The 17479-nt window shown below is 66.2% G+C and carries 19 protein-coding genes; 12 read left to right on the forward strand and 7 right to left on the reverse strand.

Features of this window, described 5'->3' with window-relative positions:
* Nucleotide 1: 1 nt before the first annotated feature.
* The 3 genes from HQ354_RS12355 (at nucleotide 2) to HQ354_RS12365 (ending at nucleotide 2673) form a co-directional block, all read left to right on the forward strand.
* Entirely contained in the window at nucleotides 2–592 is a 591-nt protein-coding gene (locus HQ354_RS12355; protein ID WP_068421564.1) for a PH domain-containing protein, read from the forward strand.
* A 62-nt stretch (nucleotides 593–654) separates the two neighbouring features.
* On the forward strand, nucleotides 655–1335 hold the full coding sequence (locus HQ354_RS12360; protein WP_068421561.1) for a response regulator transcription factor: 681 nt from the start codon (nucleotides 655–657) through the stop codon (nucleotides 1333–1335).
* Between the two features lie 9 nt (nucleotides 1336–1344).
* A complete protein-coding gene (locus HQ354_RS12365; protein ID WP_222634792.1) occupies nucleotides 1345–2673 on the forward strand; it encodes an ATP-binding protein in 1329 nt (442 codons plus the stop codon).
* A 7-nt stretch (nucleotides 2674–2680) separates the two neighbouring features.
* On the opposite strand, the gene HQ354_RS12370 is transcribed toward HQ354_RS12365, so the two are convergent.
* Complete coding sequence (locus HQ354_RS12370; protein ID WP_068421556.1) at nucleotides 2681–3244, reverse strand: GtrA family protein; 564 nt, start codon at nucleotides 3242–3244, stop codon at nucleotides 2681–2683.
* 126 nt (nucleotides 3245–3370) lie between these two features.
* Between HQ354_RS12370 and HQ354_RS12375 the strand changes: the two genes are divergently transcribed.
* The 3 genes from HQ354_RS12375 to HQ354_RS12385 are packed head-to-tail and all read left to right on the forward strand — an operon-like array spanning nucleotide 3371 to nucleotide 5558.
* Nucleotides 3371–4627 (forward strand): 5-(carboxyamino)imidazole ribonucleotide synthase, encoded by a 1257-nt coding sequence (locus tag HQ354_RS12375; protein ID WP_222634791.1) that lies wholly within the window; start codon nucleotides 3371–3373, stop codon nucleotides 4625–4627.
* On the forward strand, nucleotides 4620–5132 hold the full coding sequence (gene purE, locus HQ354_RS12380; protein ID WP_222634790.1) for a 5-(carboxyamino)imidazole ribonucleotide mutase: 513 nt from the start codon (nucleotides 4620–4622) through the stop codon (nucleotides 5130–5132). The genes HQ354_RS12375 and purE overlap by 8 nt, the downstream gene beginning before the upstream one ends.
* Before the next feature lie 45 nt (nucleotides 5133–5177).
* Nucleotides 5178–5558, forward strand: a complete 381-nt coding sequence (locus HQ354_RS12385; RefSeq protein ID WP_222634789.1) for a hypothetical protein — start codon at nucleotides 5178–5180, stop codon at nucleotides 5556–5558.
* Here the strand turns inward: HQ354_RS12385 and HQ354_RS12390 are convergent.
* Nucleotides 5555–6262, reverse strand: coding sequence for a TIGR03089 family protein (locus HQ354_RS12390; protein ID WP_222634788.1), 708 nt, complete (start codon nucleotides 6260–6262; stop codon nucleotides 5555–5557). The genes HQ354_RS12385 and HQ354_RS12390 overlap by 4 nt on opposite strands.
* A gap of 33 nt (nucleotides 6263–6295) precedes the next feature.
* Nucleotides 6296–7717 (reverse strand): LCP family protein, encoded by a 1422-nt coding sequence (locus HQ354_RS12395; protein ID WP_068421545.1) that lies wholly within the window; start codon nucleotides 7715–7717, stop codon nucleotides 6296–6298.
* Nucleotides 7718–8102: 385 nt separating this feature from the next.
* On the opposite strand from HQ354_RS12395, the gene rfbD reads away from it, so the two are divergent.
* Genes rfbD through HQ354_RS12410 form a run of 3 tightly spaced genes read left to right on the forward strand, consistent with a single transcriptional unit; the run spans nucleotide 8103 to nucleotide 10964 of the window.
* Nucleotides 8103–8966, forward strand: a complete 864-nt coding sequence (gene rfbD / locus HQ354_RS12400; protein WP_222634787.1) for a dTDP-4-dehydrorhamnose reductase — start codon at nucleotides 8103–8105, stop codon at nucleotides 8964–8966.
* 26 nt (nucleotides 8967–8992) lie between these two features.
* Entirely contained in the window at nucleotides 8993–9889 is an 897-nt protein-coding gene (locus tag HQ354_RS12405; RefSeq protein ID WP_222634786.1) for a glycosyltransferase family 2 protein, read from the forward strand.
* Nucleotides 9879–10964 carry a sugar phosphate nucleotidyltransferase gene (locus HQ354_RS12410; protein ID WP_068421652.1) on the forward strand — a complete coding sequence of 362 codons (1086 nt, stop codon included), beginning with the start codon at nucleotides 9879–9881 and terminating at the stop codon, nucleotides 10962–10964. Before HQ354_RS12405 ends, HQ354_RS12410 begins: the two co-directional genes overlap by 11 nt.
* On the opposite strand, the gene HQ354_RS12415 is transcribed toward HQ354_RS12410, so the two are convergent.
* From HQ354_RS12415 to cofD, 3 genes are all read right to left on the reverse strand, one after another.
* Entirely contained in the window at nucleotides 10961–11419 is a 459-nt protein-coding gene (locus tag HQ354_RS12415) for an NUDIX hydrolase (protein WP_084423551.1), read from the reverse strand. The two genes, HQ354_RS12410 and HQ354_RS12415, sit on opposite strands and share 4 nt — an antisense overlap.
* Before the next feature lie 103 nt (nucleotides 11420–11522).
* The gene (locus HQ354_RS12420; protein WP_222634785.1) at nucleotides 11523–12878 is read right to left on the reverse strand and encodes a coenzyme F420-0:L-glutamate ligase; all 1356 of its coding nucleotides are present in this window, start codon (nucleotides 12876–12878) and stop codon (nucleotides 11523–11525) included.
* Nucleotides 12875–13843, reverse strand: a complete 969-nt coding sequence (cofD, locus tag HQ354_RS12425; RefSeq protein ID WP_167675859.1) for a 2-phospho-L-lactate transferase — start codon at nucleotides 13841–13843, stop codon at nucleotides 12875–12877. Before cofD ends, HQ354_RS12420 begins: the two co-directional genes overlap by 4 nt.
* 803 nt (nucleotides 13844–14646) lie before the next feature.
* Between cofD and HQ354_RS12430 the strand changes: the two genes are divergently transcribed.
* On the forward strand, nucleotides 14647–14880 hold the full coding sequence (locus tag HQ354_RS12430; protein WP_222634804.1) for a WhiB family transcriptional regulator: 234 nt from the start codon (nucleotides 14647–14649) through the stop codon (nucleotides 14878–14880).
* Between the two features lie 24 nt (nucleotides 14881–14904).
* Here the strand turns inward: HQ354_RS12430 and HQ354_RS12435 are convergent, their stop codons facing one another.
* A complete protein-coding gene (locus HQ354_RS12435; protein WP_068421527.1) occupies nucleotides 14905–15387 on the reverse strand; it encodes a metallopeptidase family protein in 483 nt (160 codons plus the stop codon).
* 73 nt (nucleotides 15388–15460) lie between these two features.
* Here HQ354_RS12435 and HQ354_RS12440 point away from each other — a divergent pair, with 73 nt between their 5' ends.
* Both HQ354_RS12440 and HQ354_RS12445 read left to right on the forward strand, forming a co-directional pair.
* Nucleotides 15461–15877: a DUF3499 domain-containing protein gene (locus tag HQ354_RS12440; protein WP_174551350.1), complete on the forward strand. Its 417-nt coding sequence runs from the start codon at nucleotides 15461–15463 to the stop codon at nucleotides 15875–15877.
* 203 nt (nucleotides 15878–16080) lie between these two features.
* A complete protein-coding gene (locus HQ354_RS12445; RefSeq protein ID WP_068421524.1) occupies nucleotides 16081–17448 on the forward strand; it encodes a phosphomannomutase/phosphoglucomutase in 1368 nt (455 codons plus the stop codon).
* Nucleotides 17449–17479 lie beyond the last annotated feature (31 nt).

Consider the following 17479-nt stretch of genomic DNA (forward strand, 5'->3'; position numbering starts at 1 on the left):
GATGGGCTACCCGCAGGATGCGCTGGCCGACGAGGAAGAATTGCTGCTGCATCACCACCCTCACTGGAAGATGCTGGTTCTGCCCGCTCTCACGTTCATCGCCGTCACCGCTGTTGCAGGGTTCGCGATCGGCGTCATCTCGGCACGTCTCGACGGAACCGCTGCGACCGTCGCATCGATCGTCACCGCGGTGATCTGGGTGATCGTCGTCGGCTGGAGATCCGTCGCTCCGCTGATCAGCTGGCAGTGCACGCACTTCATCGTCACCGATCGCCGAGTTCTGGTGCGGCAGGGCGTCATCACCCACTCGGGCATCGACATTCCGATGGGTCGCATCAGCAACGTGCAGTTCCGTCACGGGCTGGTCGACCGCATGCTCGGAACAGGCACCCTCATCATTGCCTCCGCGTCCGACGACCCACTGGAGTTCGACGACATCCCACAGGTGCAGCGTGTGCACTCCCTGCTCTACCAGCAGGTGTTCGACTCACTGGAGGTCCGGCGCGATGCCGTGTACGCCGACGAGCCGAACGACGGCGACGATGTCGACGGGGCTGTCAAGCGCGGGTGGCGTGCGGGGCGACGCCGATAGCCCCCTCGTCCCGTTCGCCGGAATACACCGTTCTCACAGAATCGAACCGTAGGCTTGCATTCGTGACCGATGTGCTCTTGGCAGAAGACGACGAAGCTATCGCGGCCCCGCTCTCGCGCGCCCTCACCCGTGAGGGCTACACGGTGACGGTCGAGCAGACCGGTCCTGCCGCGTTGCAACGAGCACTCGACGGCAACTACGACCTGTTGATCCTCGACCTCGGTCTGCCCGGCATGGACGGTCTGGAAGTGTGCCGTCAGGTGCGCGCGAACAAATCCGAACTCGCGGTGCTCATGCTCACCGCGCGTACGGACGAGGTCGACTTCGTCGTGGGGCTCGACGCGGGCGCCGACGATTACGTCGGAAAGCCTTTCCGGCTCGCGGAATTGATGGCCCGAGTCCGGGCACTGCTGCGCCGACGCGGCCCCGGCGAGGACTCGCCTGTCGAGGTCGGATCGATCAGGCTCGAGCCGGCTGCCCGACGCGTTCTCGTGGGCGGCACCGAGATCTCGCTCGCCAACAAGGAATACGAACTGCTGAAGGTTCTGCTCGACCATGCGGGTCAGGTCGTCTCCCGCGAGACCATCCTGCGCGAGGTGTGGGGCGACGCCGAACTGCGCGGCTCGAAGACTCTCGACATGCACATGTCGTGGCTACGCCGGAAGATCGGCGACGAAGGGCCCGTTGCAGAGCGTCGAATCGCCACGGTCCGTGGCGTCGGGTTCCGCATCAACAACGACTAGAAGAAGCACATGCGTCGCCGCATACTGCAGTCGATCCTGGCCGTCGTCATCATCACGGCCCTTCTGCTCGGTCTGCCCCTGATGTACACCGCGTGGCTGTGGGTCGAGGATTTCACTCGCGACGACCTGCAGCGCCGACTGGACAGGATGGCGTCGGAAATCCTGTCTCAGGAAGCAGACACCGGCATGGTCCAGGGTGAGCTCGACATCGGCTCGCTGCGTCTGGCCATCCCGCAGGGTGGCCGGCTCGTCGTCGTGTATCCGACGCCTCAGGACGCGGCGTCGCGCGTCGACATCGGTGAGTCGTTCGTCCCGCGTCCGCTCGTCGAGTCGCTGTCGATGGGAACGTCCGGTTCGTTGCGCCTCGAAGTGCCGTCGGACGACATGCGAACGCTGCAGAAGCAAGCCGTCGGCGCGGTCGGTCTTCTCGTGTTGGCCTCGATCCTGACCGGCACTGCCATCGCCGTGCTGACAGCGAAACGCTTGTCCGACCCGCTACGTGACGTCGCGGGCCGCGCGGCTCGCCTCGCCGAGGGCGACTTCCGTCCCGATTCGACGCGGCACGGCATCGCCGAACTCGATCGCGTGTCCGACGTGCTCGACGCGGCGACAGTCGAGATCGCGGGCAGGCTTCAGCGCGAGCATGCGCTCGTGGCCGACGTGTCGCACCAGCTACGCAGTCGTCTGACGGCGGTGCGGCTGCGCCTCGACGAGCTGTCGACGCACCACGACCCCGACGTCGTCGGCGAGGCCGAGGAAGCGATGGCTCAGGTCGACCGGCTCACCTTGGCGATCGACGAACTGGTCCGTTCGTCCCGCAGCGACGGTGCGCCCGGCGCACAGGAGGTCCCCGTCATCGCCGAACTTTCCGGCGTGGTCGGGGAGTGGCAACCGAACTTCGACGACGTGGGTCGCACTCTCGTACTCAAGGGTGACGCAGAACTGACGGCATCGGTGACCGGATCTCGTCTCCGCGAAGCGGTGTCGGTGCTCGTCGACAACGCGCTGTCCCACGGCGGTGGCACCTGCACGGTGGCGGTACGGCTCGTCCCGGCACTCGAGACTGCCGAACGCAGGCGCGAGCCGCTGGTGTGCGTCGAGGTGTCCGACGAAGGGGCAGGCGTCAGCGACGAACTCGCGCCGCACATCTTCGACCGTGGCTTCTCGGGTGCCGGTTCGACCGGCGTCGGATTGGCGTTGGCGCGTGCGCTCGTCGAAGCAGACGGAGGGCGACTCGAACTGCAGCGGCGCAAGCCGGCGCTGTTCTCGGTGTTTCTCCCGGCGTTTCGCGAGTCGGTGATGCGCAGCGGGCCGACTCAGGTGAGGGAGCCGCGTTAGCGGTGGCTCAGCTGTGGCCGAGTTGTTCCTCGGCTGCTTCCTCGGGCGTCGGGTCGTAGTCGGTGGACCCGGCGGCCGCGCCGCGAGCGTTCTCGTCCGGAAACGCGAACTTTCGCAGTGCCCAGAAGCGGAAGGCCATCTGCAACAGGTTGCCGATGATGTAGTTGAGCACGAAGTCGAGAATGACCAGCATCGTCAGGCTGGTGTGACCTTCGCGAATGTCGAAGAGATTGTTGGCGATGAAGAGCGGTGCAGCGGCGAGGATCACACCGATACCGCTGATCGCGAAGAACAGAAGTGCCTCGTGATGACGTTCGCGACCGCCGCGGTTCTTGAACGCCCACTCACGGTTGAGGATGTAGCTGAGAATGGTCGCCATGACGCCGGAGATGACCTTGGCGACCACGGGTTTGGGCTCGAGGATCGTCAGACTGAGCGAGTAGAAGATCGCCAGGTCGAAGACCATGGTGGTACCGCCGACGATGGCGAACTTGATGAGTTCGCTGTGACGAATCGCGAGGTCCCGAACCGGTCCGGGCAGGCGATGAATCACATTGTCGATCAGAGGCACAACGAAGGAGTCTACGAAACGTAGTGCGATTCGAGCGAACCGGCGCGCAGATCATCAGCGATCTCTCAGAGAGTCGCGGGGGACTGGTGCCTGCCGGACACCGCTCGCATGACACGATAGGAAGCCGTGACTGGTCAATCTCCGCGCCCCACTCCTCCACGCTCGTCGACGACCGGTATGCCCGTCGTCACGATGATCGGCGGGGGACAGCTCGCGCGCATGACGCATCAGGCTGCGATCGAACTCGGCCAGACTCTGCGCGTTCTGTCGGCCGGTGCCGACGAGCCGGCGGCCCAGGTCAGCGCCGACGTCGTTCTCGGCCATCACGACGACTTGAACGCGTTGCGATCGGCCGCGACCGGATCCAACGCGTTGACGTTCGACCACGAGCACGTTCCGACCGAGCACCTCGACGCACTCGTCGCCGAGGGTGTCAACGTGCAGCCGCCGCCGACGGCGTTGATCTACGCGCAGGACAAGTTGAAGATGCGTCGCAAGCTCGGTGAGCTGGGCGCCCCCATGCCCGCGTTCGCGGAGATCACGTGGGCCGGTGACGTGACGAAGTTCGGTGACGAACACGGCTGGCCCGTCGTCATCAAGTCCATCCGCGGCGGATACGACGGCCGCGGCGTCTGGATGCCGGCGGACTCGGACGAAGCCGAACAGATCGTGCAGCGGCAGCTCGACCTCGGCGTTCCGCTGATGGTCGAGGAGAAGGTCGATCTCGCCCGTGAGCTTTCGGCGATGGTCGGACGGTCGCCGTTCGGTCAAGGTGCCGCCTGGCCCGTCGTCGAGACGGTGCAGCGGGACGGGCAGTGCGCCGTCGTCATCGCGCCCGCGCCCGCGCTCGACGAGGACGTTGCACTCGACGCCGAGCGGCTCGCGCTCGGGCTGGCCGCGGAACTCGGCGTCGTCGGCGCCATGGCGGTCGAGCTGTTCGAGACGAAGGACGGCAAGATCCTCGTCAACGAACTCGCGATGCGCCCCCACAATTCCGGGCACTGGAGCATGGACGGTTGCCGCACATCGCAGTTCGAGCAGCACCTGCGAGCCGTGCTCGACTACCCGCTCGGCGACACGACGCCGTTGGCCCCGGTCACCGTCATGGCCAACATTCTCGGCGCTCCCGAGGCGCCCGAGATGTCGATGGACGAACGCCTGCACCACCTGTTCGCACGCATGCCCGACGCCAAGGTGCACCTGTACGGCAAGGGCGAACGCAAGGACCGCAAGATCGGACACGTCAACGTGCTCGGAGCGGCGAAGGGCAGCCTGAGCGACGCCGAATACGTTGCCGCAGTGCGCGAGAAGGCAGAGCGTGCGGCGCACTGGATGTCGCACGCCGTATGGACCGACGGATGGGATCCCCACAGCAATGACTGACGCAGGACAGGGCCCGCAGGTCGGCCTGATCATGGGCAGCGACTCCGACTGGCCGGTCATGGAGGCCGCCGCAGAAGCGTTGGCCGAGTTCGATATTCGATTCGAGGTCGGCGTCGTGTCGGCGCACCGCACGCCCCAGCGCATGCACGACTACGCGACGAGCGCTGCCTCGCGTGGCCTGCAGGTCATCATCGCGGGCGCAGGCGGTGCTGCGCATCTGCCCGGCATGGTCGCGTCGGCGACGCCGTTGCCGGTCATCGGTGTTCCCGTTCCGTTGAAGTACCTGGACGGAATGGATTCACTGCTGTCGATCGTCCAGATGCCCGCGGGCATCCCGGTGGCGACGGTGTCGATCGGCGGTGCGCGCAACGCCGGACTGCTTGCCGCGCGCATCCTCGGCGCGAGCGATCCGGCGCTGCGCGCGCGCATCGAGCAGTTCCAGGCCGGTCTCGAACAGATGGTCCTGGAGAAGGACGAAGCGCTACGCGCGAAGCTGCTGGGATAGCTGCGCTGCGCGCCTGTGCGTGAACAGTCGCAACGGAGGCCAACTATGCACGCACGGGTGCGGAGCGCATCACGCGGCAGCATCGGATCGCTCGTCGCGACCTACGTCGCGCTCGGCTATGCCCGCCTGTGGCGCGGGAAGATCGCGTTCGACGACGACCACCGTCTGTTCGTCGCGTCGGGCATGCGCGGTGGATTCGGCCGCGGCGGAACAACGATCGGCGGGGTCTATCTGACGCGCACCAACACCTCGCGCGCGGTGTTGCGTCACGAGAGTGTCCACGCCGACCAGTGGGCGCGCTACGGGGTGCTGTTCGCAGTCCGATACCTCGTCGAAGAGGTCAGGCATCCCGGCGCGTCGAACAAGTACGAAATCGAAGCCGGGCTGGGCGACGGTGGGTACAAAGGCAAGCCCCCGAGGTTCTAGCCCAGAGTCTTCGTGACTTTCTCGGTGGCAGTGCGCCGTTCGAGCTTCGAGGAGTCCGGGTTCGAGACCTGCACGAGCGACGCCCCGGCGACCAGCACCGACAGCAGACCGTCGATCAGCTCGTCGGGCGTGCCCCACGACAGCGACGACAGCACGCGGTCGCCTACCGCGAGCGAATGTGTTTCTGCCCGAGCACGAGCTGCAGCGAGGACCTCGTCGACCGGCCGGCCGGCCAGGGCCGGGCCGTCACCCGACGGACGGAACTGATCGCCGTGGACGCGTACCGACGTCGCATAGTCGGTGACGCCGACGGGAAGATCGGCGACCGGCTTGCCGAAAGCATCGAGGGACAGCGCGAGAATCTCCGGGATGTCGCCGGCGTCGTCGACCCGGTTACCGTGTACGAGAGCAACTTCCGCGTCGGGATCGGCAGTGAGTACCACCTCGGCGCCTGCCCACCATGCACCGAGCAGCACGGCCGCAGTCTGCCAATGAGCAGGCAACAACACGCTGACCTTCGCACCCGGCTGCAGCCCGATCTCGTCACGAAGCAGATTGGCGGTCTTGGCCGCCCAGTTCGCCAGCGTGACCGCGGAGACCTCGATGCGCTCACCGGTCGCGTCGTCGTAGAACGTCACGCGCGGACCCGCGGGATCCGTGCGGAGAATCGGGTCGAGCAGTTTCTCGGTCAGAGTCGCAGCCACGAGTGCCACCCTATCGGAGACGGTGCGATCGGCTCAGTTCACGCAGGCGGGGCCGGTCGAGCCCGCATCGATCGGGGGAGCAGGCGATTCACCGCCCGACGCGGCGAGCTGGTCGGTCGTCGTGGTCGTCGTCGTGGATCCGCCCGCGCCGGGGCCCGAGTAGTCCGACGCCAGGACGACTCGGACGGTGTCGTCGGTCAGCGTGTCGTCGGAGGTGATGTCGATCCCGCCGAGCGCGGCCGACACCGCCTTCGCGGCGTCGCTGTCGGGGTCGGCGGCCTGAACCGTGCTGGTGGACACCGATGTTCCCTCGTAGTTGCCGACGGTTCCGTTGCCGTAGCCCAGCGATCCGAGCGAACTCGCGACGCCGTTGGCGAGTCCGTCTATGCCGCTGTCGTTGGCGACGTCGACGGTCACCGACGACGGATCGATCTGGGGCGCTTCGGGTTCCGTCGTCGACTCCGGCTCGTCCGCGGTGCCGTCGAGCAGTCCTTCGACGTACTTCTTCACGGCGGCGGGATCGACCTCGACGATGGACTCGCCGTACTCGGTCGAGCCGTTGATGTCGACGGCGGGGATGGTCTCGAACTTGACCTTGCCACCGGCGAGGTCCTGCAGCCGCGTCGCGAATTGCAGTATGTCCCAATCGGAGTCGAGGACGACCGACCGCTGCACCGCGGCGCTCAGCTGACCCAACTTGGACGGGTTGCTGAGCGTCTTCGCGCTCAGCACGCTGCGCACCAGCGAGGCCATGAACACCTGTTGCCGCACGATGCGATCGAGGTCGCCGCGGGGCAGACCGTGCCGCTGGCGGACGAAGCTCAGTGCATCGGAGCCGGACAGGGTCTGTTCTCCCGCAGGGAAATTCGCACCGGACATCGGTTCGTCGACGGGCGCGTTCAAACAGACGTCGACGCCGCCCACGGCATCGGTGAGAAGAACGAACCCGAGCAGACCGACCTCCGCGTAATGGTCGACGGTGATGCCGGTCAGGTCGGCCACCGACTCGATCAGTGCCTCGCGGCCGGCTTCGGTGGACTGGGTCTCCGCGTCGGAGTCGGACACGCCCTGATTCACCAGTTCCAGGCGCTTGTTCTCCTTCGTCGCACCGTACGCGGCGTTGATCTTCGACTTGCCGATACCGGGCACCTCGACGTAGGAGTCACGCGGTATCGAGATCGCCGTGGCCGACGAGCCGTCGTTGGGGACGCGGATCAGCACGATCGTGTCGGTGTTCGACGCCACCTCCTCGCCTGCACGCAAGGAGTCGAGCTCGCTCTGCGACAACGCGTTGCCGTGCGCGTCGGTGCGGCTGTCGGTGCCGACCATCAGAATGTCGACGGCGCCGTCCGCGCCGCCGCCGAGGCCGAGAGCGCCCGCGGACGCGATGTTCGATCGAAGGCTGTCGACGCTGCGCCACGCGAATCCGGTGACCACGAGGACCACGACCGACACGGCGGCGACGAGAACCTGTGGCGGTTTGAGCCTGCTCGCCCCTGTGGTCCCCGAGAGTGGGGCGGCGTCGCGCCGAGGCCTGCGTACCCGTTCGGCGCGTGAGTCGGGGCGTCCGGGCGCACCGGGCGCACCGGGCTCGCCTGCATCGCTGCGCCTGCGGGATTCACCGCGCACTCGAGATTCACCGCGTCCTCGAGATTCACCGCGTCCACGAGGCTCGCTGCGTCGCACACGGGAGCGTGGATCTCTCCCCGACGCATCTGACTCTCGTGACACCTGGTGACCTCTTTCGTTCGGCGTTTCCTCCGTCGTCCCGAGGAACCAGGCTACTTGTGAAATCTCACTGCTTCGCTCAGGCAGCGACGGCGTGCCACACTTTGCAACTGTGGTGAACATCCTTGTGACCGGTGCCGGGGGACAGTTGGGACGTCAGGTGGTGGCCCTCGCAGGCGATCGCAGTGATGTCGATCGCGTGATCGGGGTGACCAGCGGCGACCTGGACATCACCGACGCGACGTCAGTAGCCGACGCCGTCGAACCCGGGTCGGTGGTCGTCAACTGCGCGGCGTACACCGCCGTCGACGCCGCCGAGACGGACTTCGAGCGCGCACTCGCCGTCAACGCGCACGGGCCGAGAAATCTCGCGGAGGCCTGCGCGCGGGCATCGGCGACGCTGATTCACGTGTCCACCGATTACGTGTTCGACGGGAGCGCCGACGCCCCGTACGAGACCGACGCCGCCACCGGACCCCGCAGCGCCTACGGCCGAACGAAGCTCGCGGGGGAGCATGCCGTCCTGCGCGCGTTGCCGTCGGCGTCCGTCGTTCGTACCGCCTGGGTGTACACCGGCGACGGCGCGGACTTCGTGTCGACGATGCGACGTCTGGAACGCGAGCGCGAGACGGTGACCGTCGTAGACGATCAGACCGGATCACCCACCTACGCACGTGACCTGGCCGGCGGACTGCTCGAACTGGCGACGGCGCCGCGCCCGGCCGGGCCGATCCTCCATCTCACCAACTCGGGCACGGCGACGTGGTACGACCTGGCACGCGCGGTCTTCGCAGGCGTCGGAGCCGACCCCGACCGTGTGAGGCCGTGTTCGAGCGCCGAGTTCGTCCGTCCGGCTCCGCGGCCCAGCTACTCCGTGCTGTCCGGGGCGGAATGGGAGCGGGCAGGGCTGACACCGCTCCGCGACTGGCGTGACGCTCTGGACGACGCTCTCCGCGCGGTCGGCGCCCGGGCCTGACACGGAGCTACCGCTAGTCTTGCCGCGTGAGTTCCAAGCTGGCCGTCGTGACGGTGACCTATTCGCCCGGTAAATACCTGGACCAGTTCCTCGAGTCCCTGGACACGGCAACGGACGAGAAACCGCTGGTCATCATGGCCGACAACGGCTCGACCGACGGCAGTCCCGAAGCCGCTGCGGTCAAGTACCCGCACGCCAGGCTGTTCCGGACCGGCGCGAATCTGGGCTACGGCGGAGCGGTCAATCGTGCCGTCGCGGAGATCGACGACAGTGTCGAGTTCATCGCCGTCGTCAACCCGGACGTCAAGTGGCACCCCGGTGCGCTCGACGGTCTGCTCGAGGCCGCGGAGCGCTGGCCGCGGGCCGGTGCGCTCGGCCCGCTGATTCGCGAACCCGACGGCAGCCGCTACCCGTCCGCACGCGCGGTGCCGAACCTGACGTCGGGTGCGGGGCATGCGTTGCTCGGAAAGATCTGGGCCGGGAATCCGTGGACGCAGCAGTACCGACAGGACAACGAAGCTGTGACCGAGCGAACAGTGGGCTGGCTGTCCGGCTCGTGCCTTCTGCTCAGACGCGCCGCATTCGACTCCGTGAACGGGTTCGATTCCCGTTATTTCATGTATATGGAGGACGTCGACCTGGGCGACCGGCTCGGAACGGCCGGATGGCTGAATGTATATGTGCCGAGCGTGGAAGTCACCCATTCCAAAGGCCATGCAGCAGGCAGACATCCGGAGTTGATGCTCCCGGCGCACCACGCGAGCGCTTATCGATTTCAGGCAGATCGTAACCCGCATCTGTGGCAAGCTCCCCTACGATGGGCGCTACGCGCCGGATTGGCCGTGCGCTCGAAGGTGGTTGTGGCTGCGGCACTTCGACAGCGACAGATCGACGACAAGAGAGAGGCCGATGATGTCAGCTGAGGCGGGAAGTAACACTGACGCCGTTATCCTGGTAGGCGGCAAGGGGACTCGGCTTCGGCCGCTGACCCTGTCGGCTCCGAAGCCCATGCTTCCCACGGCAGGTCTGCCGTTCCTGCACCATCTGTTGGCTCGCATCAAAGATGCGGGTATCGACCACGTCGTGCTCGGCACGTCGTTCAAAGCCGAAGTCTTCGAAGAGCATTTCGGGGACGGCTCGTCGCTCGGCATGGAGATCGAGTACGTCACCGAAACGGAACCGATGGGAACCGGCGGTGGCATCAGGAACGTGCTGCCTCGCCTCCGTGCGGACAACGTCATGGTGTTCAACGGCGACGTCCTGGGCGGCACCGACCTCACCGCAGTGTTGGACACTCACCAGCGCACCGAAGCCGATGTGACGCTCCATCTCGTTCGCGTCGGTGATCCTCGTGCGTTCGGTTGCGTCCCGACGGACGAGGACGGCCGCGTCACGGCGTTCCTCGAGAAAACTCAGGATCCGCCGACCGATCAGATCAACGCCGGCTGCTACGTCTTCCGTCGCGAGATCATCGAGAAGATTCCGCACGACCGTCCCGTGTCGGTCGAGCGTGAGGTCTTCCCAGCACTGCTCGCCGAGGACAAGCGCGTCTACGGGCACGTCGACACCGCGTACTGGCGTGACATGGGAACGCCCGAGGACTTCGTCAAAGGCTCCTCGGATCTCGTGCGCGGCATCGCGCCGTCGCCCGCGCTCACCGGTACGCGCGGGGAATCGCTCGTGCACCCGAGCGCAGGCGTCGCACCCGGTGCGTTGCTGATCGGTGGCACGGTCGTCGGCCGCGGCGCGGAGGTCGGAGCGGGTGCCCGCCTGGACGGCGCGGTCGTCTTCGACGGCGCAGTGGTCGAAGCCGGTGCGGTCGTGGAGCGATCCATCATCGGTTTCGGTGCCCGCATCGGACCTCGCGCGCTCGTGCGAGACGGTGTCATCGGCGACGGTGCCGACATCGGCGCACGCTGCGAGCTACTGCGCGGCGCCAGGGTGTGGCCGGGCGTAAAGCTCCCCGACGGTGGAGTCAGGTTCTCCACCGACGTCTAACGTTTCTCCGCGAGTCCGACGAGATGGGCGATCGTGTCCGCCTCGGCGGACTCGGGGAGAGCGTCGACCGGCCACCACCGCAGATCGGTCGACTCCTCGCTGCGCACCGCCCGAGCACCTTCCGGCGCGCGCACCAGGAATCGCAGGTCGAGGTGACGCGTCGGCTTCCCCAGCGAGCACGTGATGGGATGTGTGTGCGCGGAGAGCAAGTGCGCGTCGATGTCCAGATCGCCGATACCGGACTCTTCGCGTGCCTCCCGTAGCGCCGCGTCGACGACGGAGCTGTCCGACTCCTCGCAGTGACCGCCGAGCTGGATCCACCGTCCGACTCGCGGATGCAGCGTCAGCAGAACGTTCTTTCCCGACGCGTCCAGCACCAACGACGAGGCGGTGATGTGTCCCGCCTCGTTGGCGCGCATGCACCCGTTCGGATTGCTGGCAAGGAACGCGAGCATCGTGTGACGGAGCGAATCCTCGTGCCACGCCTCGGTGTTCCATGCGTTCAGTACGTCGACTGCCGAATCGTGCAGTGCGAGAGCCTCATCGGTGACGGACACGTCAGATCTCCATCAGTTCGTTTCCGGGCGTGCGGGGGTCGCGCGGTGTCAGTTCCTCCTGTGGATGCCCGATCGCGATGGCGCCCATGGCTTTCCAGTCCGCCCGCAGACCCAGCTCGGTACGGACGAGGTCGGAGGCGAAGATGGTCGAGCCGACCCAGCAGCTTCCGAGGCCGCGGACCGCGAGCGAGACCAGAAGTCCCTGCACGGCCGCACCGACCGCGACCGTGAACATGGTGTCCTCGGCGCGGGTGCGGCGTTCGTCGGGATAGGAGTGCGCACCGTCCGGCACACAGAACGGAATGACCAATTCCGGAGCGTCGAACAGGATGTCTCCGCGGGAGGTGCGCGTCTCGATGCGCTCCTCGGACCACCCGTCGGCGCGTAGATCCTGCTTCCACTTCTCCTTCATCTCGCCGAGCAACCGGGCACGAAGCGCGGGCGTTCGCACCCACACGAAGCGAACGGGATGCGTGTGATGCGGTGCGGGTGCGGTCAACGCGTCGCCGACGGCATCTCTGATGTCGTCGGCGTTCACGGGCTCGTCGGTGAACGACCGGACCGAACGACGCAGCAGCAGTGCGTCGCGCCTGCCCTTGTCGATCGACTCGGCGGTACCGAGCCAGAACAGGTCCTCCTCGCCCGGTCTGACGAGGTCACGTGCGACGGAACCGTCGTCCATGGGTGCGAGACCGCGAACGACGGCGACCGGGACCGAACCGAGCTTGCCCTTGACGAGGTCTCCGGCTGCGGCGATCTCGTCGGCGACCGCCACTTCGGTGACGACGAGTTCGTTCCCTTGGCTGTCCTCGGCGCCCGCGTACGCGTGGACGACGGCGAGTCCGGCGGCTCCGATCGCGACGTCGGTCTGACCGATGCGCCACGCCCTACCCATCGTGTCGGTGACGACGACGGCGACGGTCACACCGAGCGAGCCGACGAGTGCGGATCTCAACGCTGCCGCACTCGCATCCGGATTCTCAGGCAGCAGAGCGAGTTCCGCGCGATCGACGTTCGATCCGTCGATTCCCGACGCCGCCTGCACGATCCCGAGTCGGTTCTCGGTGATGAGCGTGCGGCCCTTGCGTGCGACGACGCGTACTGCTTCCTGATCGACGAGGCGGCGTCGGGCGGCGTCCCTCTCGTCCGGATCGATCGGCGCGTCGACCAGTCGGCCCTCGACCTTGGAGAACACCTTGCTCGTCACGACAAGGACGTCGCCGTCGCGAAGCCAGGGGGCGCTGCGGGCGATCGCGCCCGCGAGGTCGTCGCCCGGTCGGAACTCGGGAAGACCCGGTACCGGGATGACCTCGATGCGGCCGCCTGGTGAATGGTCCTGCGGCACTGAAGAATTCACAGGTCCACCCCCGCGCAGTGCAAGGCGGCTGCAGCCATCCGTGCGGTCGTCTCGGGATCGGTCATCAACAGTGGAACACTGCGGACGTCGACGCCTGGAATCGTTGCCGTGTCGGTCGAGTGAATCAACCAGCCGTCGAGGATTCCCGTGTCCGACCGTGCACCGTAATACTTTCCGACGGCTTCCGCGGTGGTCTCGACGTCGATCACGGACAAGCATTCGTCGGCCATTCCGCGCAGCGGTTTGTCGTCGACGATGGGGGACAGGCCGACTACTTTCGCAGCCGTCGTGCGCAACGCGCTGCGAATGCCGGGCACCGCGAGAATCGCTCCGACGCTCACGACGGGATTCGACGGCGCGAGGATCACGGCATCCGCGTCGGCGATCGCCTCGAGCACTCCCGGTGCGGGACTTGCCTGTTCGGCCCCGATGTGCGCGAAGCTGTGTGTCTCGATCTGTGCGCGGTAGCGAACCCACCACTCCTGGAAGTGAATTGCGCGGTGCGATTCACCGCTCGGATCCTCGGGATCGGTGACGACGACGTGCGTCTCGCTTCGGTCGTCGGTCACCGGCAGTAGACGCAACCCCGGCTTCCATCTGTTGCAGAGAGCTTCGGTGACGGCCGACAACGGGTATCCGGTGCGCAACATTCTGGACCTGATGAGATGCGTCGCGATGTCACGGTCACCGAGGCCGAACCAATCCGGGTCGGCTCCATAGGCGGCGAGTTCGTCTCGTGCATGCCACGTTTCCGCGACGCGGCCCCATCCGCGCTCGGTGTCGATCCCGCCGCCGAGCGTGTACATGCACGTGTCCAGATCGGGGCAGATGCGCAACCCGTGCATCCACACGTCGTCACCGACATTGACGATCGCGGTGATCTCGTCGTCCTCCCCGAGAAGGGATTTCACACCCTGCAAGAACCGGGCTCCGCCCACGCCTCCGACCAAGACAGTAACTTTCACAAGGTCGAAGCCTAGGCCGTGCGCGTGAACCGTGGGTAGGCGAGTGCCTCGTGGATCGAGTCCGGCGCTCGCTCCACGCGCGAACACCTGCGACACGCTGACGACGCTCGCCGATTCGGGGAGGGTGCCGAATTCGAGCCGAAGATGGTATTGGAATATCGTCGATCAGCTTGACCGCAGCGGTGTCCGGCGTGTCTAATCACATGTATGTCATTCCACGATCGTTCGACGAATTTCGTTGGAGTGGCCCTGGATTCGAACACGCGTTCCCATGTGGCGGCATCGCGTCGGGACGTGTAGTAAAGGTCGAGGGTTCGTTGGGTGGCAGCGAATACCGGCGCGGGGCAAGGTATTCGGAACCGACCGAATTTTCTGCGCTATTCGAAGGTGAGGAGGCGGAAGCGATGTACGACCAGCACGTGACACGTGAAACACGGGGCGAAACCGGTGCTCACCTCAGCGCAGTCAACCACGCGCCGCAGACCGATTCCGAAGCAGGCGCAGCATCACGCGGCTGCGACGACAACATGATCGACATCTCGATCGGCACGACCGCCGACGCAGGTGCGGACGCCACCTCGGTGTCCGTGGCTCCGTCGCCGGACGTGACGCCGGTCGACGCGGGCGCCGCGTATCTCGCGGCCGCGGTGATCGACGAAAGCGATTCTGCGGCAACCGATTCGATTGACGATGACGGAGCCGAAGACGGAGGCGACGACGACCTCGTCGACTTCGACGGTGACGAGATCTCGTCGCGCGCACCGGAGAAGCCGCTTCTGAGTCTGATCGCCGGCTTCGATCAGATGTTCGAGGAGATCGAGGATCAGTGGCAGGAGCGTGCACTGTGCGCTCAGACCGATCCCGAAGCGTTCTTCCCGGAGAAGGGTGGATCCACTCGCGAGGCGAAGCGCATCTGCCTCGGCTGTGAGGTCAAGGGCGAGTGCCTCGAATACGCGCTGGCGAACGACGAGCGCTTCGGAATCTGGGGTGGACTGTCCGAGCGCGAGCGTAGAAGGCTCAAGCGCGGCATCGTCTGATCAGCCGCCGACCGTCGGCGGGGCCTACATGTCGTCGTCGAATTCCGGGTCGACGACCTCGGGTTCGACGCCGAGGTAGGTTGCGACCTGTTCGACCAACACCTCGTAGAGCAGATCCTCTAGATCCTCGGGGTGCTGGGCGCGACGTTCGAGTGGGCGTCGAAAAAGAACGATCCGGGCGCGTGTCGTCTCTCCGCGCCGGTCTATTCCTGCGGGCACCAGCCGCGACAGCGGAACCGGCCCCTCTGCCACCACCTCCGGTGGCCAATCGATCGAGTCCGGGTCGATCGCTCTTATCTTCGGGACCTCGTCGACCGCGATGTCGAGACGTTCGAGGCGTTCGTGCAGTCGGTGGTCGATGCGTGCGAACGCCTCGAGCACGGCACGATCGAAGCGGTCGGCGCGTGTGCGATGGCCCGGCAGATCCGGGGGGATAATCGGTCCGCGGATCCCGCGACCGCGTCGTTCGGCGGATCGTGATGTGTGTCCGGAACCCGTTCTGGCCATACCGTGAGGTTATCTTCGGTGATTCGCGGTGTGTCGAGGGGTCGGCCGGAGCGGGGGAGGTAGTCTCTCGCATGTGAGATCACTGCGTGGATGCTGCCGACCGGGGTGTAGTCGTTCGGCCGTTGCGACGCTCACGTATGTCTACTCCGATTCGACCGCGGTCGTCGGACCTCTCGCCACCGTGGACGAGCCGCATTCGTGGGACCTGTGTGAAGTGCATGCCTCGACCACGACGGCTCCGAAGGGCTGGGAGCTCGTCCGCTACGAGGGCGGTTACTCCTCCACCTCGCCCGACGAGGACGATCTGACCGCTCTCGCCGAGGCCGTCCGCGAGGCCGGCCGCGGCGATCGCCCGCGTACGGACGAGGTGAGCACTCAGTCCGAGGGGCGCCATGCTCGTCGAGAGGACTCCGAGGATCGACCGACGCCGCCGCCCGCGCGCACGGGTCGCCGCGGACATCTGCGCGTACTGCCGGACCCGACGTCCTGACCTGACTTCGCTGCGTCTCTGCTCGCCGCCAGTTGTTCTGCGCGAGCGTGTTTCGCATACTTTCGATCACAACTCGGTGAGTTCGACGCGCCCCGTTCGCCCGGTTGTGGAAGATTCGTGATCGAGTTCGATGTTTAGATCGAGTTCGATCGTCGCATCCAATTCTGGACCGTTCGCCCCACCCACATCACGAGGAGTCGTTCGTGGCACGAACTACCGAGTCCGTCAACGCGGTCATCAAGGCTTACGACGTGCGAGGGGTGGTGGGTGAGCAGATCGACGTCGAGTTCGTACGTGACGTCGGTGCAGCATTCGCCAGATTGGTGCGGGACGGCTCGACCGACCGCGTCGTCGTCGGCCACGACATGCGTCCTTCGTCTCCCGAATTGTCACGGGCGTTCGCCGAGGGCGTCACCGCGCAGGGATTGGATGTCGTCCTGATCGGACTGGCGTCGACGGACCAGCTGTACTTCGCATCCGGTCTTCTGGAGTGCCCCGGTGCGATGTTCACCGCCAGCCACAATCCCGCGCAGTACAACGGCATCAAGTTGTGCCGAGCCGGCGCGAAGCCCGTCGGTCAGGACAGCGGCCTGGACAAGATCAAAGCCGAACTGGTCGACGGCATCCCCGCCTACGAAGGTGAGCCGGGAACGATATCGGAGCGCGACGTTCTCGACGAGTACGCGGCGTTCGTGCGTGAACTGGTCGACCTGACGAAGGTGTCCGGCGTCAAGATCGCGGTCGACGCTGCCAACGGCATGGGCGGACACACGGTTCCAGCGGTTCTGGGGTCGCTGCCCGTCACCGTCGAACCGCTGTACTTCGAGCTCGACGGAACCTTCCCGAACCACGAAGCCAACCCGCTCGATCCCGAGAACCTGAAGGATCTGCAGAAGTTCGTCGTCGAGACGGGCGCCGACATCGGACTCGCGTTCGACGGTGACGCGGACCGGTGCTTCGTCGTCGACGAGAAGGGCGATCCGGTGTCTCCGTCCGCGGTGACGTCGCTCGTTGCCGAACGCGAGCTCGCCAAGGAGCCCGGCGCGACGGTCATCCACAACCTGATCACGTCGCGCGCTGTGCCGGAACTGGTCACCGAGCTCGGTGGCACGCCCGTACGCACCCGCGTCGGCCACTCGTTCATCAAGCAGCAGATGGCCGAAACCGGAGCGATCTTCGGTGGCGAGCACTCGGCGCACTACTATTTCCGCGATTTCTGGGGTGCGGATTCCGGCATGCTTGCCGCGCTGCACGTGCTGGCCGCGCTGGGCTCGCAGGACCGTCCCCTGTCGGAGCTGATGCAGTCCTACGAGACGTACGCGGCGTCGGGCGAGATCAACTCGACGGTCGCCGACGCAGCCGAACGAACCGCCGCTGTGCTCGACGCGTTCGCCGATCGCACCAGCGCAGTCGATCGCTTGGACGGCGTCACCGTCGACCTGAAAGACGGTGCCTGGTTCAATCTCCGTGCGTCAAACACCGAGCCACTGCTGCGGCTGAACGTCGAAGCCCGCACGAGCGAGGAGGTCGACGCATTGACCTCCGAGATACTCGGCGTGGTGCGAGCCTGACTGGAATAGTGAACGAGTAGATCGGACCGAA

Source organism: Rhodococcus sp. BP-261 (assembly GCF_019835205.1).
GTDB classification, from domain to species: domain Bacteria; phylum Actinomycetota; class Actinomycetes; order Mycobacteriales; family Mycobacteriaceae; genus Rhodococcoides; species Rhodococcoides kyotonensis_B.